At 52.6% G+C, this 15,895-nt stretch carries 15 protein-coding genes; 9 read left to right on the top strand and 6 right to left on the bottom strand.

Translation table 11 applies throughout. The features are described 5' to 3' along the window. Positions 1-30 precede the first annotated feature (30 nt). Together B157_RS0111520 and B157_RS0111515 are read left to right on the top strand one after the other, a co-directional pair. Positions 31-834, top strand: coding sequence for an NIPSNAP family protein (locus B157_RS0111520; protein ID WP_020603477.1), 804 nt, complete (start codon positions 31-33; stop codon positions 832-834). A 56-nt stretch (positions 835-890) separates the two neighbouring features. Then, positions 891-2,288: a Gfo/Idh/MocA family protein gene (locus tag B157_RS0111515; RefSeq protein ID WP_020603476.1), complete on the top strand. Its 1,398-nt coding sequence runs from the start codon at positions 891-893 to the stop codon at positions 2,286-2,288. A gap of 128 nt (positions 2,289-2,416) precedes the next feature. On the opposite strand, the gene B157_RS0111510 is transcribed toward B157_RS0111515, so the two are convergent. Continuing rightward, positions 2,417-3,025, bottom strand: coding sequence for a hypothetical protein (locus B157_RS0111510; protein WP_041952051.1), 609 nt, complete (start codon positions 3,023-3,025; stop codon positions 2,417-2,419). Between the two features lie 222 nt (positions 3,026-3,247). On the opposite strand from B157_RS0111510, the gene B157_RS0111505 reads away from it, so the two are divergent. Then, entirely contained in the window at positions 3,248-3,538 is a 291-nt protein-coding gene (locus tag B157_RS0111505) for a DUF202 domain-containing protein (RefSeq protein ID WP_020603474.1), read from the top strand. Positions 3,539-3,620: 82 nt separating this feature from the next. On the opposite strand, the gene B157_RS0111500 is transcribed toward B157_RS0111505, so the two are convergent. The 4 genes from B157_RS0111500 to B157_RS0111485 all read right to left on the bottom strand — a co-directional run bounded on the left by B157_RS0111500 (position 3,621) and on the right by B157_RS0111485 (position 8,779). Continuing rightward, positions 3,621-5,741, bottom strand: coding sequence for a xanthine dehydrogenase family protein molybdopterin-binding subunit (locus tag B157_RS0111500; RefSeq protein WP_020603473.1), 2,121 nt, complete (start codon positions 5,739-5,741; stop codon positions 3,621-3,623). A 17-nt stretch (positions 5,742-5,758) separates the two neighbouring features. Beyond that, positions 5,759-6,766: an FAD binding domain-containing protein gene (locus tag B157_RS0111495; RefSeq protein ID WP_020603472.1), complete on the bottom strand. Its 1,008-nt coding sequence runs from the start codon at positions 6,764-6,766 to the stop codon at positions 5,759-5,761. 181 nt (positions 6,767-6,947) lie between these two features. Further along, positions 6,948-7,730, bottom strand: a complete 783-nt coding sequence (locus B157_RS0111490) for a 2Fe-2S iron-sulfur cluster-binding protein (protein WP_020603471.1) — start codon at positions 7,728-7,730, stop codon at positions 6,948-6,950. A gap of 161 nt (positions 7,731-7,891) precedes the next feature. Then, the gene (locus B157_RS0111485; RefSeq protein WP_020603470.1) at positions 7,892-8,779 is read right to left on the bottom strand and encodes an AraC family transcriptional regulator; all 888 of its coding nucleotides are present in this window, start codon (positions 8,777-8,779) and stop codon (positions 7,892-7,894) included. A 233-nt stretch (positions 8,780-9,012) separates the two neighbouring features. On the opposite strand from B157_RS0111485, the gene B157_RS0111480 reads away from it, so the two are divergent. The 6 genes from B157_RS0111480 (at position 9,013) to B157_RS0111455 (ending at position 15,562) form a co-directional block, all read left to right on the top strand. Then, complete coding sequence (locus tag B157_RS0111480) at positions 9,013-10,608, top strand: sodium:solute symporter family protein (protein WP_026308639.1); 1,596 nt, start codon at positions 9,013-9,015, stop codon at positions 10,606-10,608. 32 nt (positions 10,609-10,640) lie between these two features. Continuing rightward, positions 10,641-11,606 (top strand): dihydrodipicolinate synthase family protein, encoded by a 966-nt coding sequence (locus B157_RS0111475; RefSeq protein WP_026308638.1) that lies wholly within the window; start codon positions 10,641-10,643, stop codon positions 11,604-11,606. Positions 11,607-11,675: 69 nt separating this feature from the next. Then, the gene (locus B157_RS0111470) at positions 11,676-12,824 is read left to right on the top strand and encodes a sialidase family protein (RefSeq protein ID WP_020603467.1); all 1,149 of its coding nucleotides are present in this window, start codon (positions 11,676-11,678) and stop codon (positions 12,822-12,824) included. After that, complete coding sequence (locus B157_RS35120) at positions 12,825-13,832, top strand: DUF3748 domain-containing protein (protein ID WP_020603466.1); 1,008 nt, start codon at positions 12,825-12,827, stop codon at positions 13,830-13,832. Positions 13,833-13,862: 30 nt separating this feature from the next. Beyond that, a complete protein-coding gene (locus B157_RS39715; protein ID WP_020603465.1) occupies positions 13,863-14,012 on the top strand; it encodes a hypothetical protein in 150 nt (49 codons plus the stop codon). Positions 14,013-14,566: 554 nt separating this feature from the next. Further along, positions 14,567-15,562 (top strand): metallophosphoesterase, encoded by a 996-nt coding sequence (locus tag B157_RS0111455; protein ID WP_157618402.1) that lies wholly within the window; start codon positions 14,567-14,569, stop codon positions 15,560-15,562. Positions 15,563-15,622: 60 nt separating this feature from the next. Here B157_RS0111455 and B157_RS35115 read toward each other — a convergent pair. Then, on the bottom strand, positions 15,623-15,895 hold a 273-nt coding region (locus B157_RS35115; RefSeq protein WP_041952049.1), incomplete at its 5' end, for a transposase.

Below are 15,895 nucleotides of genomic sequence, written 5' to 3'. Positions count from 1 at the left end.
CTAACTTATTATTTTTAGTCAATCGACAACATGATCGCCAAACTGTATTTAGTATTAATGGGTAGCCTGTTTCTGAGCATCAGCACGTTCGCCTTACCGGCGTCTATGCAACCCGACAAACCCAGTTCCAGTCCTGCCAAGCCCGGATCAAAACTCTATGAAGTGCGAATTTACCATCCGACTCCCGGTAAATATGCCGAAATAGTGGACCGTTTCCGGCAATACACCACAAAGATTTTTGAGAAACATGGTATGGAAAACATTGGCTACTGGACGCCAACCGACACGACCAATAAAGAATTGATCTATATTCTGGCCTATCCCGACCGGGCCGCTCGTGATGCCTCCTGGAAAGCATTTGGCAGCGATCCGGAATGGAAAGCCGTGGTAGCCAAAACCGAAGCCAATGGCAAACTGGTGGATCATGTTGATCAGATTTTTATGACCGAATCTGACATATCGCCCAAAGTTAAAGTTGCCCGGAAATCGCCCGAACGCATATTCGAGTTGCGTACGTACACGCCCACGCCTGACAAACTGCCGAACCTGCTGTCGCGCTTTCGGGATCATACCATTAAACTATTCAGCAAGCATGGCATGACGAATGTTGGCTACTTTGTTACGGAAGAAAAAGACGCGGCTACGCCACCTAAACTGGTGTATATTCTGGCGCACCCCAGCGAAGCCGAAGGAAAGCAGCATTTTGAGGAGTTCCGGAAAGACCCCAAGTGGATAGCGGCTAAAGAGGAATCGGAGAAAATGGGTGGCGGGTCGCTCACGACCAAAGTAGAGTCGATCTACATGAAGCCTACGGATTATTCGCCGATGAAATAGGAATTCGGCAAACAACCTGTTTTGAGAATCGGTTTCATACAGTAAATAGCTACTGTATGAAACCGATTTTTTCTTTAATACAACCCCTGTTGAAGCAGTCAAAACCCGTTGATTTATCCCGGCAGCAATTCCTGCGAACGGCCGGGTTAGGACTGGCTACCGGTGTCATTGGCAGTGTACTTGTTGCCTGTGGGGACAAAACAGGAGCGAATACCGTCAACTCTGTTTCTAGTGGAGTCTCCAGCGGTTCTGTGCCTAAACTGGCAGCTACCTCGCCACCCGCCGAAGTGCCTGCCGATACCACTAAGCCTATTAAGCTGGAGCAAATAAAAGCCACCACCGAGCAGCAGGACCCGCCACCACCTACGCCACTGCCCGATGGGAAACGGGTGGGGTACGCCCTTGTGGGGCTGGGCCACCTGACGCTCAATCAGCTACTACCCGCCTTCGGTACCTGTGAAAAATCAAAAGTGGTTGCCCTGGTGAGTGGCAGTCCCGGAAAAATGAAGAAAGTAGCCACGCAGTACGGCATCAAAAGCGGAAGTTGCTATAGCTACGAAGACTACGATAAACTACGGGACAATCCGGAAGTGGATGCTATCTACATCGTATTGCCCAATGGCATGCACGCCGAGTATACGGTTCGGGGGGCGCAGGCGGGGAAACATATCCTCTGCGAAAAACCAATGGCCAACTCCGTAGCAGAGTGTCAGGCAATGATCGATGCCTGTAAAAAAGCCAATCGAAAGCTGATGGTTGCGTATCGTATTCAGTATGAACCGCACCACAAACTAGTGCGGGATATGGTTCAGAAAGGGGAGTTCGGCAAGGTGAAAAGCATTATGGCCAATAATGGGCAAAACTCTGATAACCCGTCGCACTGGCGCTTCAACAAAAAGCTGGCCGGGGGAGGGGCATTACCCGATGTGGGTCTTTATTGCCTCAATACCATCCGGTATTTGCTGGCTGAAGAACCAACCGAAGTAATGGGTTTCATTCATAGCACACCGGACGATCCGCGTTTTCGCGAAGTGGAAGAGCAGGTAAACTGGCTCATGAAATTTCCGAGTGGTGTACAAACCAGTTGCGCCACCGGCTACGGCCACCACGAGGAGCGGAGTTATAAAGTATTGGCCGAGACTGGCTGGATTGAGATGGACCCTGCTTTCCCGTACGAAGGGCTACAATTGCAGACCAGTCAGGCAGAGGGAAAGGAAAACAGGCTCACCAAGCATAAACTAGCGGCCAAAGACCAGTTTGCGGCCGAAATTGATCACTTCTCGGAATCCATTATGGGAAACACCATACCGTATACGCCCGGCGAAGAAGGGTTGCAGGATCAGAAGATAATGGAAGCCATCTATCAGTCGGCGCGGGAAGGCAAGCCGGTAAAGCTACCAACTGTCGATAAAAAAGATGCGTTCCGCGGGGCAGAACCCAAAACGAATGCGTAGCTTATACTGATTCAGACGGGCAAGGAAGCAAGAGAAAAGGCATAAGATGGTATCAGCGATTGTCTTATGTCTCTTCTCTTGCGTCTGTCTTTTTCTAAGTTGTATTACGTATCTGTTTTGATTACCTGTCACTTCGTGGCTGTTGTAGACACGGGGGGATTAATCATGATGTGTGCCCGGTGCGTGCCGGGGTCCATGATCCAGGGCATGCCCGGTGCTTCGGGCTTCAGGGGCAGGCCGGTGCTTTCGGCGGTGGCGTAGGGAATGTACACCACGTAGCGCAGGTAGCCATCTTTTACATCGCCGGTGGCAGCGTCGTACTGCTCATCTTTAGCCGAATAGGAGAACAGGCTTGATGGATGCTCGGGCATCATCAGCTTTTTATCCTTCACTTCCTGCTCGCGCATGGCTAGTATTTCCGGAGCTTTTTTGCCTTCTTTTTTCAATATGCGACCCCGTTCCATAAAGGGTTCCAGGTCTTTGTGATAGCAGGATACGCTCAGGCCTTTTTGCGTCGGGTCATCGGCCAGACAAACCAGTTCATTGGTTCCTTTGCGTAGCACAATAAATTCATTTTTAGGGGAGTAGCCGTACACCATCGCCCCGTCGCGCTTATCGGCCGGAGCGGCCAGTAAAGCGGTTTTGATTTGTATAGCGGGGGATGGAACGGTTGGCGTCTGGGCCACACCGACCGATGCCATACCGCAAAAGGTTGCTAGAGTCAAAAGAGTTTTCATGGTCATTGTTGGTTTAGGAGGGTTAAGTTACTCAAACGTGTCCCGAAAGTAAAGATTACTTACCGGATTTATCCGGGCAGGGGTACCGCCCGTCAGATTTTATAAATGCCATTCTGGTGGCGTATCCTAAAAATGAGCCGATGAATCTGCCAGCCTTGTTTGGTGAATCGGCCTATGTGGAGCATTATGTACCGGGAAAAGCGTAAACTATGTTTAATAAGAATGAGCCAAACCAACAAACCTGCCCTAAACCCACTAACACTAACGGAACAGTTAGCGGCCGACCGAACCCGCCTGGCCAACGAGCGTACACTGCTAGCCTACGTCCGAACGGCCCTGGGGTTGATTGTCAGTGGTACGGGATTCGCAGAATACCTGGATTCTCCGTCCCTACGCGTGATTTTTATCCTGTTCATTCCGGTAGGTATTTTTATTTTACTGGTAGGCGTAAGGAGCTTTCTACGTCGCCGAAAAGTGCTGAATGAATATGCCGAAGAACACCCGCCAACGTAGCTCCTTCCAATGAAAAAGTGCTACTCTTCGGGTCTGAAACGGATTCAGAGCCATTGGGCCTTTCCGGATATCATCATAAGTTTCACAGCAGCTTGTCGGGTGTGATGGGTAGCTCCCGGACGCGCTTGCCGGTTGCGTTGAATACGGCATTGGCAACGGCGGCTGCAACCCCCACGATACCCACTTCCCCGATGCCTTTTATCCCCATCCTGTTGGAGAGGGTATCTTCTTCGCGAATGAAAATGGCTTCCATTTCGCCAATATCCAGATTGGACGGCACGTGGTAATCGGCCAGCGACCGGGTCACGAAATTACCCCAGCGTGGGTCGAGCACCGATTCTTCGGTTAGAGCCATACCGATGCCCCATATGTTGCCGCCAATAATCTGCGACCGGGCCGTTTTGGGATTCAGGATTTTACCCGCTCCCGTCACGGCCAGGAAACGGGAAACCCGAACCATCCCGGTTAACCTGTTGACCCGTACTTCGGCAAAATTAGCGTTGAAACTATGGGCTGAGTACTTTTCCGCGCTCTCCAGTGGGTTGGAATCTATTCTGGTTTGGTGCGTGCTTATCTTTTCCGATACCATTAACTGCGAAGCGGTTGGCCGGGCGTAATACTCTTTCCCCGACTTGGCAATCAACTCGTCCGTAATTTTGATACAGGCATCGTTTACCACGTTGGCATAACTGGTTGCACCTACGGAACCCACCGAACCGGCGGCTGGTGGCAGATCCGAATCGCCAATATGGACGTTTACGTTTTTGATGGGCAGGTCCAGTGCGTCGGCTGCCGTTTGGGCCAGTATGGTGTAGGTGCCCGTTCCCAGATCGGCAGCGGCCAGTTCGATAATGGCAGTAACGGTACTGCCTTCCCGGTTTAGCTTCACAATGGCTGAACTTGGCCGTTGGTGCGCCGGATAAGTACCACAGGCCACGCCGTAGCCAATCAGGTAGTTACCGTCCTGATTTTGGCGTGGCTCCTGTTTGCGCTTGTCCCAACCGAAGGCTTTGGCCCCTGCCTGCATACACTCCACCGCTTTCCGCGACGACCACGGTTTGCCATTCGACGGGTCTTTGACCGGTTCATTTTTGATGCGGAATTCGATGGGGTCCATCTTTAGTTTGTACGCCAGCTCATCCACCGCCGACTCCAGGGCGAAGCTACCCGTCGATTTTCCCGGTCCACGGGTGTAGGTCGGCAGGATGACGTTCATGGGTACTACCCGGTACGTAATGAGGGCGTTGGGCGTGTCGTACATGATTTTGGAACAATCCCCGCAAGGTTCCACAAATTCAGTATGTATGGCGCAGTGGGTCGTAATTTCATGCGCCAGCGCGGTTAGCTTTCCCTCTTTCGTGGCAGCGAGACTTACCTTCTGGAAATTTCGCTGCCGCAACCCGACCGAGTTGACCATCTGATTACGGGCCAGCGCCAGTTTTACCGGGCGGTTGGCCACTTTGGCCGCTACGGCCGTGAGCACCAGATTGGCCCACTGACCGCCTTTGGAGCCGAACCCGCCCCCAATGTAGGGTGAAACGATTCGTACGTTCTCCGGAGTGAGGTTCAGCGTAGCGGCCGCTGCGTGCTGCGCGCCGTTCACAATTTGGGCACTGCTGTACAACGTCACCTGGTTGCCAGTCCATTCGGCGATGGCTGCGTGGGGCTCCATAGGGTGGTGGTGCTCAATCGGCGTAGAATAGGTTTCTTCAACGGTATAATCGGCCGTGCGAAGGGCTGCTTTGGCGTCGCCCCATTTCTCGTCGTGATTGTCTTTCGGCGGCATGGCCTCGCTGGCCAGTTTGTCGAAATCAGCCTTCGGCGTTTTTTTGTCGTAATCAACGTGTATGAGGTGCGCGGCATGGCGGGCCTGCTCGAACGTGTCCGCAACGACGATACCGATATTTTGGCCATAAAACTCGATTTCGGGGCTTTGCAGCATAGCTCCCCCCCGAATGCCGCCTTTTACGTTCAGTTTGGGCACATTTTTATGCGTGATAACGGCCAGAACGCCCGGCGATTTTTCGGCCGCTGCCGAGTCAATGTTCGTTATCGTTCCGGCGGCAATGGTACTCTTGAACAAAACGGCGTAGGCTACATTCTTGATCGGATGGTCTACCGAATAGTCTGCTTTGCCCGTCACCTTTAAAATACCGTCGATACGACTGACGGGTGTACCGACTACTTTATCTGTTTCGCGCATGACATTGGCTAATTAAATCAGGATTTGCTGCCCTTCAGGGCTTGTTGCAGCGCCAGGACAATACTCCGATTGCCCAGTTCCACTTTGAATTTGTTGTGTTCCAGTGGTCGGGCATCAGCCATCCCGGCCGTTGCTGCCAACCTGAAGTTTGCTTCGGTTGCTTCTTTCCCAACGAGCAGTTGCTCCGCTTTTAGTACGCGCCAGGGCTTGTGCGCCACGCCACCCATCGCGATGCGGGCCTTGCTGATCTTGTTCCCGTCCAGTTCCAGCGCAGCCGCTACCGAAATCAGCGCAAACGCATACGAAGCACGGTCGCGGACTTTCAGGTAATAGGAGTGGTCGGCAAACCTGTTTTTGGGTAACTCAATGGCAGTAACCAGTTCGCCCGGGTTCAGGTTGGTCTCTTTTTCGGGCGAATCGCCGGGTAGGCGGTGAAAATCGGCGAACGGAATGGTCCGTTCCTGTCCGCTGTCATTCCTGACGTTCACGACGGCATCCAGCGCGGCCAGCGCAACCGCCATATCGGAGGGGTAAACCGCCACGCACTTCTCGGACCAGCCGAAGATGGCGTGCAGCCGGTTTATTCCCTGCATGGCGCTACAGCCCGTACCCGGCTCCCGCTTATTGCAGGGCATCGACACCTCGTAGAAATAGGGGCAGCGGGTTCGTTGCAGCAGATTGCCGCCGTTGGTTGCCATGTTCCGTATCTGACCGGATGCACCGGCCAGAATGGCCTGGGTCAGTAACGGATAGTGCTGACGAACCAGCGGGTGGTTGGCTGCATCGGTGTTCTTACCCAGGCCGCCAATGGAAAGGCCTCCCTGGCTGGTTCCGGCTGCAATAGCTTTGATCTCGGTAAGCGGCAGTCGGTTGATGTCAATGAGTTCATCGGGCCGCTCTACATCTTCCTTCATCAGGTCGAGTAAATTGGTGCCACCCGCCAGAAATTTGGCATGTGGGTTACCCGACAGCCCTTTTACGGCCGACGAAACATCGGTTGCGGACGTATATTTAAATGGTCTCATAGGGTGCTGGGTAAGAAGCTGTTTATGTTAGCGATTTGAGACTGAAAGCAGTGAATTTTGGTTGTGGTCAAGGCACTTTTTGAGTTCGTAGCCGTAGCTACGGATGAAAAAAGTAACGCAGAACATGGCCAAAAGACGCGCTTTTAGGCCAAAGCGCTTAACTCGAATAGCTTCTAAAGCGTTAGTCGGCGAAGCGCCAGGTCTGTTCCACGGGTTTGCCGCTGTGTACTTCCTGAATGGCCGCCACAATGTTTGGATAGGCACCACAACGGCATATGTTCCCCGACATCCGCTCCCGGATCTCTTCGTTGGAGAGTTGAACCGGGCCGGTTTTTCGGCGAACGTTTTCGGTTACGTAGCTGGCGTCTCCCCGTTTTGCTTCGTCCACCAGCGCCATTGCCGAGCAGATCTGGCCGGGCGTACAGAAGCCACACTGGAACCCGTCGTGTTTCAAAAAAGCGGCCTGTATCGGATGCAGGTCATTGCCCTGGGCTACGCCTTCGATGGTTTTAACGGACCGGCCCTCACAACTGGCGGCCAGCGTCAGGCAGGACAGCACCCGTTGCCCATCCACAATAACGGTACAGGCCCCGCACTGACCGTGGTCGCACCCCTTTTTAGAGCCGGTCAGTTCGAGCCGTTCGCGCAGGGTATCCAGCAGGGTCATTCGGGAATCGACCGTCATCTTCCGGGCCGCGCCATTGACCCGGAACGATACATCGACTCCGTTTTCAATGGTAGTCAGTGGCGCATTCCCCATCGGGATGCTGGAGGGGCGGGTAAAAACCTGTTCGGCCACCGCTGACTGAGCCGCCAGTATGCCACCCCCTGCCAGCGTTATCAATTTTAGAAAATGCCGCCTGTCGACGCCCATATCCAGAATCTCATTGAGGTCTTCCGGCATCAGATCTTCGAACAGTTTCTTTTCGTCTTCTGTTAGCTGGGGTTTTTCGTCTCCGTTCATCATGCAGATTGTTGGAATTGCCGTTATAGCGTTAGTCTGTTGAGCGAGGTTGTGTTCTGGAGCGGGCAATCATTAAACAACCCATCATACAATGAAATTGTTATACAAAACTGCCGACTGATACCAGCGCAACCGGCCTTAGAAAGATGATAGACACAAACTCACCGTTGGGTAGCCAATACCCGTTGCAGATACGTCTGTTTATACGCAAGTGGTGTTACCCCCTTTGTGCGTTTGAACTGACGGTAGAAATTGGAGAGGTTGTTGAAGCCACTCTCGAAACAAACCATCTCGATGCTAAGCTGATTGTCGATCAACGCCCGACAGGCGTGGCTAATCCGAATCTCGGTCAAAAAATCGTGGAATGTTTTATGCGTCATCAGCTTGAAATACCGGCAGAACGAGGTCACACTCAGGTTGGCAATGGCCGAAACCTCTTCCAGGGCAATATTCTTTTCGTAATTGGATAATGTATAGCTACACACCGCGTTCAGGCGAATTGTTTCCAGTTCGTTCGATTTATAAAAACCATACGGGGACGTAATAAGCTCAACCTCATCCGATTCAGCTAACAGGTCTAAAATAGATAGCAGCATAATCACGCGTTGTAGTGGGGTGCCTTTTACAGCGCGCTGCATGAGTTCGGTAATTTGCTGGTTTGTTTTTCCCCTAACGACTATGCCACGTCTGGCCTTTTCATACAGCCTGCGAATCGGGTACGCTTCCGTCAGCGTTAGGAAATTAGTGCCCAGGCAATCGGGGCGAAACTGAATCACAATTGCTTCTACCTGTAAATCAGGGCTTTCGTGGAAATATTCTTTGTTGCACTGCCAGGTGTGCGGTAAATTTTCGCCCAGTAACAACACTTCCCCGGCCGAAAAATTGCTCACATTGTCGCCAATGAACCGGACTCCTTCCCCCTGTATCACGTAATGCAGTTCCAGTTCGGGATGGTAATGCCAGATTGTGCCAAAATTGGGTTTGATATCGTGCCGGGCAAGAAATGCTGCCGAGGTATCGGCGGGAACTTTGTGAAAATGGGCCTTCATGAAAAATTAGTTCAACATGATAATTTAGTACACTAATGCGATAAGTGCTGAGAAGAAGACCCGCCGAATACTAGCTAAATTTGTCAATAAAGTTAAATAAAGTACCTCAATAGTCATAACTGTATGTACTACTGAGGTACTTCTTTATCGGTTGACATCATACGTTAGGTAGTGGACACTTTTGACAATCAGATAATTTATCCTGCAACCCTGGTCAGTGATAGCCCATAGCCATGAGAACATTACCCATGCTTGACCTGTCGGTTATACTGGCCTATCTGGCCGGTATGATTGCCGTTGGGGTTTATTTCTCCCGAAAAACCGGGACTGCCGACCAGTTTACCACGGCATCGGGCAAGATTCCGGGCTGGGCCATTGGCATGTCGCTCTATGCTACGTTCCTGAGTAGTAACACGTTTCTGGGCGTACCGGGCAAAGCCTTCGGGTCTAACTGGAACTCCTTCGTGTTTAGCCTGTCTATGCCGTTAGCGGCCTGGGTAGCCACTCGTTTTTTTGTCCCTTTCTATCGCCACACGGGCGAAGTATCGGCCTATACCCACCTGGAACACCGCTTTGGTCCCTGGGCAAGAACCTACGCCGTGGTTTGCTTTCTACTCACCCAACTGGCCCGCATGGGGTCCATTTTCTTCGGCATTGCCCTCAGTTTACAGGCTCTGACGGGCTACCCGATGGCGACTATCATGCTGGTGGTGGGCAGTTGCATCATTATTTATACGGTGCTGGGCGGCATGGAAGCCGTCATCTGGACAGAAGTGGTGCAGGGCGTCGTGAAAACGTCGGGGGCCGTAATCATTCTGTGGCTGGTGGTGCGGGGGATGCCCGGCGGACTGAGTCATATTGTGGATATTGGTGCGACCGATAACAAATTCAGCCTCGGAAGTTTCGCCCCTGACTTTACCCAGCCTACGTTCTGGGTCGTGCTGCTGTATGGATTTTTTATGAATCTAAACAACTTCGGCATGGACCAGAACTATGTGCAGCGGTACCACACGACTACTTCCATCAAAGAAGCCGCCCGGTCGGTCTGGTTGTGCGTCTATCTCTACGTTCCCATCTCGCTGCTGTTCTTTTTCATCGGCTCGGCCCTGTACGCTTATTACCAGACCAACCCCGATTTGATGGATGCTGTCCGGTTGCAGGTCGCCACCGAACGGTTGCCAGCCGGGAGTCAGGCGGCTATCCGTCAGTTGGCCGGTACACTCAGCGCGGCCGATATTGGCGACAAAGTAATGCCCCACTTTATGGTTAACAAAGTACCGGCGGGTTTGCTGGGTCTTATTGTAGCGGCCATTATGTCGGCGGCTATGAGCACCATTAGTTCCGGCATGAACGCGTCGGCCACCGTTTTCTCGGTGGATATTTACCAGCGGTACATCAACCCCAACCTATCGGCCAAAAACTCGCTGCGGCTTTTGTACATCGCAACCACCCTGTTTGGTGTTTTCGGAATGCTTACCGGCATCGCCATGATTGGGGTTAAAAGCGTACTCGACATCTGGTGGCTGCTGTCCGGTATTTTTGCCGGGGGTATGCTGGGGCTGTTTCTGCTGGGCATTATTTCCCGCTCCACCCGCAACGCCGAAGCCTTCACGGCTACGGTTATCGGGGTGCTGGTCATTGTCTGGCTGACGTTTTCGGGGCAGTTACCCAATGAGTATGGCTACCTGCGCAACCCACTCAACCAGAACATGACGATAGTAGTCGGTACACTCACTATTTTTCTGACGGGCCTGCTGCTCACGAAACTGCGCACGGGTAACGGAAAGCCGGTACCGACCACCCCACCGCAACGTAGTCTCACGAACTAAATTTTCTCCGCGATCAATTTCTGTCCTCTACTATGGCTCTCCCCAATCAATCATCCGGTTCATTGCCCCGTGGGTTTATTCCCGTTATGCTCACGCCCTTTCTCGAATCGGGTGCCATCGACTCGCCGGGTCTGGCTCACCTGACCGATTATTACTTAGCGTCGGGGGCGGCTGGTTTGTTTGCCAACTGTCTGTCCAGCGAGATGTACGAACTGACCGATTCGGAACGACTGTCCATTACCAGACAGGTGGTGAACCGGGCGGGTGGTCGGGTGCCGGTTGTGGCTACGGGAACGTTTGGCGGGTCCATCGAACAACAGGCCGATTTTGTCAAACGCATCTATGATACCGGTGTACAGGCCGTTATTGTCATTACGAGCCAGTTAGCAAGTGAGGACGAGAGCGATAGTGTGTTTCTGGACCGGATACACCAGTTAATGGCCCTGACCGAAGCCATTCCGCTGGGACTTTACGAGTGCCCGGTCCCGTACAAGCGACTCATCAATAGTGATATACTGGCCGCGTTGTTGCCCACTGGCCGACTGGTGTACCACAAAGATACCTGTCTGGATGCCGGCGAAGTGAGCCGTCGGCTATCGGTGGCGAGCGGTTATAACTTTGCGCTCTACGACGCCTACATGGTCAATGCTGTGTCGTCGCTGCGGGCGGGGGCGGCTGGTTTGTGCTGCATTCAGGGGAATATTTTCCCGGAACTCATTACCTGGTTATGCACTCACGTCGATGACGCGGCCCGTCAGGATGCCGTGAATCAGGTACAGCAGTTCCTGACCGACTGCATGGATCTGGTGCATACGGCCTACCCGGTCATTGCCAAGTACAGCCTGCAAAAGCAGGGGCTTCCCATCTCCTTGAAAACCCGCCGGGCGGTAGACCCGCTTACCCCGGCGTTGCAAAACGAGATGGACAACTTATTGGAGACAGTGGCTCAACTTCGACAGGTACTCAAGATTGAAACCGCATCTTCTTTACTGACCTAAATCACCCATCGAATGTACACGACAACGTTAAGACAGTTTAGCCTGATTAGTCTCCTCTGCTTCTCAGTTATGTGTCTCGCCCATGGTCAGGACTTCCCCGACGTGCCGGGTGTTGTCATCGAACACTTGCCCAAATCGACCGGTAATTATCTGGGTTCGCCCAGCATCGTTATCCTGCCCGATGGCAAGTACATTACCTCGCACGATATTTTCGGGAAAGGGCCGACGCCCCAGCACACCCATGTCTTTGAATCGGGCGACCGGGGCAAAAGCTGGCAAAAAGTGGCCGAATTAGACAGCCTGTGGTGGGCTACTCTTTTCGTCAACAAGGGAGCCGTTTACCTGTTTGGTACCACAAAAGAATACGGGCGAATGTCCATCCGTCGGTCAGCCGACGGGGGGCATACCTGGAGCAGTGTGGATGACGGCTACCTGAGTACCGAGCAGGGTTTTCATTGTGCATCGGTGCCGGTTCAGGTATTCAAAGGGCGTATCTGGAAAGGCATGGAGCGGAACGTACCCGCCACAAGCTGGGGTAATTTTCAGAGTTTTGTGGCCTCCGCACCCGTCGATGCAAACCTGCTCGACCCCAAAAGCTGGTCGTTTACCCAACGGCTCAAGTATGATCGCGAAAACTGGAAACCGGGCAATGCGTGGCTGGAAGGTAATGTAGTGATGACCCCAAAAGGTGAAATCTGGAACATCCTGCGGGTTAATAACCTGGAGGATGATCAGGCAGTGATGTACCGGGTTAGTAACGACGGGCAAACGGCCGATCCTACGATGGTCAAGTTTATCAAACTGCCGGGAGCTACCAAGAAATTCAACATCCGCTTCGACCCGAAGTCGAAACAATATTACAGCTTCACCAATTATGCCCTGCCCAAACACCGGGTCTATAAGCGCCAACGTGCCCGAAACGCGCAGGTGATGCTCTCGTCGCCGGACCTCGAAACCTGGAGTATCCGGGGTATTGTGCTCTACCACCCCGATGTGGAGAAGCACGGCTTTCAGTACCTGGACTGGCAGTTCGACGGGAAAGACATCGTCATTGCCTCGCGTACGGCCTTTGACGATGGCATGGGCGGTGCCGACAATCAGCACAATTCTAATTTCCTGACGTTCCACCGGCTGAAAAATTTCCGTACCTACCGCAACCCCTCTGCCTGGGAGCCTCTGCTGGAAGGCGTTACTGACTTTGCCGTTCTAAAATTCTGAATGGATATAAAATTGATCGTGGCTGTCGTATTGATACAATCGTTCTCTGTGGGACTGACCCTATCCGCTGGGTTGCCGCAACCTGTACCCGTTGAACGGCAATTGACCTACGAACCGAAAGGACACACGCTGAACAACACGCAGGTTTTTTCGCCGGACGACCAATGGATTGTTTACGATACCCGCAACCTGGACACGCAGCTGGGACAGACCTGTTGCGTTGAAATGGTGAATACCAAAACGGGCGAAACGCGTCTGCTTTACCAAACGTCAAACCAATCGGAGTATGGGCCGGGCGTGGGAGCTGCCACGTTTTGCCCCACTAAACCCGCCGTGCTGTTTCTGCACGGACTACGTAACGCCAGCGCCCAACAACCCAATGCCATGACCCGACGAACGGGTGTACTGGTCAATGTAAATGAACCGCAAAAAACCTGCTTTCTGGACGGTCGGGATGTAGTGAACCCGTTTACGCCCGGTGCCCTTCGGGGTGGAACGCACGCGCATCAATGGAGTGCCGACGGTCATTGGATTAGTTTTACGTACAACGATGCTGTGATGGAGCAGTTATCCCGGACTGACTCAGTCGTGCGGGACTTACGGACGGTGGGTGTTTTGTCTCCCGCCCGAAGCGTATCGGTCAGTAATGGCAACGACATGGATAATTTCGGTGGTGAGTGGTTTGCTACGGTCGTTGCACAGGTGACAGAGCGGCCCGAACCCGGCAGCGATGCTATAGACCGGGCGTTCGATGAAACCTGGATTGGGCGTAACGGATACTACAAAGCAGACGGTATGCACCAGAAACGGGCGCTGGCTTTCCAGGGGAATGTCCGTAACGAAGCCAACCAGACTATAACGGAGGTATTCGTACTGGACCTGCCGGATAATCTGACTAATGCCGCCCCAAACCAGCCGCTGGAAGGTACTGTTACCACCCGGCCTAACCCACCTGCCGGTGTGGCTCAACGACGAATAACATTCTCTTTCAGCCCCAACGGACAGTAACTCATCGATGTAGCTGACAACAGTGTGTTTATGACCGATGTAAAGACCGGGAAATTTCACCCGTTAACTCCCAGGGCATCGGATGAGGAAAGCCCTGTCAACGGTGTCATCTGGTCGAACAAAGGCGACTGCATTGTTTATGACCGCTACGTTACCAGCCGGGAGGGTCGATTTATTTAGATTTTTCAGCTTTGTCTTTCAGGTAGTTAGGAGGAGTAAGGTACATTAATGCCGCTTTTGATAGTTAAACATAGGTTGGTTGCTTACAGCAGGAAACGCTGGTGATTTCCAGTCGTTTCCTGCCTGTTTATGTACATAGAAGTGCTGTGCATACGCTCAATCAGGATAAACGTATAATCTGTGGCTAAAGGGTTTCAGTTTCCTTCGACTCATTCCCTAACTGGAGGTCAATAAGGCTCGGCAACTACTGATGAACTGATAGACTTTGCCCGGCAACCCGGCTGGGATACCGACCTGCTCCAGCATGCCGAACAGTATGCCCGGCAGGTACGAAAGGATTACCGGCAATTCTATACCCTACCCATATCTGCCTTGATTAAGGCGGGGTAAACAGTCACTAACAATTTCGCTGAGCAACCAGCGACAGTCAACTCCGGGAAAGGGTCGAATTATAATGTAATTAAAAGAGGGAGGAGCATTCCGGTGACTACAAATGGTAGCGTAATTTTCTGTCCGACAGCCCCATTTGTTAGCTACTCAAATCCATTCGCACGATGTTCCCCGCTAATCGCCGTCCAATTCGTTTTTGGTGTTCTGCCACCATCGCGCTCTTTTTATTCGTTACGTTGGCTGGTTGCCATTCGGCAGCAACCGATCCCGCACTGGCCGCGTTCCCAGACGACGTGATGGTAAAGCCGTTGCCTAATGCGCTTACCTTTTTTGCCTTCGGCGACTGGGGCGTGTATGGGCTGGGTGACCAAACGCTGGTAGCGGGCCGGATGGATCGCTACGCACAGTATATCAAACCTTCGTTTATCACCCTGCTGGGCGATAATTTTTATCCGGCAGGGGTTGCTTCCACGACCGATGCCCACTGGACGCAATCGTTCGGGAATGTGTATAAAGGAACGTATCTGCCCCAGAAATTCTACGCCGTACTGGGCAATCATGATTATCAGCAAAATACACAGGCCGAAATCGATTACAGCAAGGTGAATCCGCGCTGGGTTATGCCTGCCCGCTATTACACTCAGGTATATCCCATCGATGGAACAAATAAACTGCGCATCGTTTACCTGGATACCTCGCCTTTTCTGGCCGAATACCGAAATAATCCCGGCACTTTCCCCGATATAACGGCTCAGAACACGACCCGGCAACTCGCCTGGGTCGATAGTGTACTCAGTCAGGCCACCGAGCGGTGGATTGTTGTGATGGGGCATCACCCGGTTTATTCCGTTGGCCAGGACCATGCCAGTCAGCCCGAACTGGTCCAGCAACTTCAGCCGCTGCTGGCCAAGTACAACGTAGCGCTCTACCTCAACGGCCATTCGCATACGCTGCAATACCTGCGCCCGGCAGGTTCAGCTACCGACTACGTCATTGCGGGTGGGGGAGGAGCACCGCTGGCCCCGCCACCCGTGCAGAATCCGGTAGCCCTGTTCGCCCAAAGTGCCTATGGCTTTGCCGTCATATCAGCCAACGCCACGAATCTGGCCGTGTCGCTGGTCGACGAAGAGGGGAAATTACTGTACCAGATGCAGCGGTAAAGGCTGACTGATAATTAATGTATCACTCTGGGGGAAAATCCCTCGCCTTATTGATTTGAATTAATTAACCGCCGAGTTCCTTTTGAGGGCATGGGCATAGATACCCTTGGGATTGAACAGACCACAGTAGGAAAGCAATTCATCAGAACCGCCCTCCAAACCAGTCAACAGGCTGCCTAAACGGGACTTGAGCAAATCGGCACAAGCCGACCAGCGATGATTATGAATGACCTCTTTCTTGAGAAACTTCCACAACCGCTCAATCGGATTGAGCCAGGAGGCATAGGTCGGTAAAGGCAATAACTGAATGGGCAAGTTCAGTGAGTGATACTT

It is taken from the genome of Spirosoma spitsbergense DSM 19989 (assembly GCF_000374085.1).
Taxonomy (GTDB): Bacteria; Bacteroidota; Bacteroidia; order Cytophagales; family Spirosomataceae; genus Spirosoma; species Spirosoma spitsbergense.
This window is presented reverse-complemented; position numbering and strand designations above follow the sequence as displayed.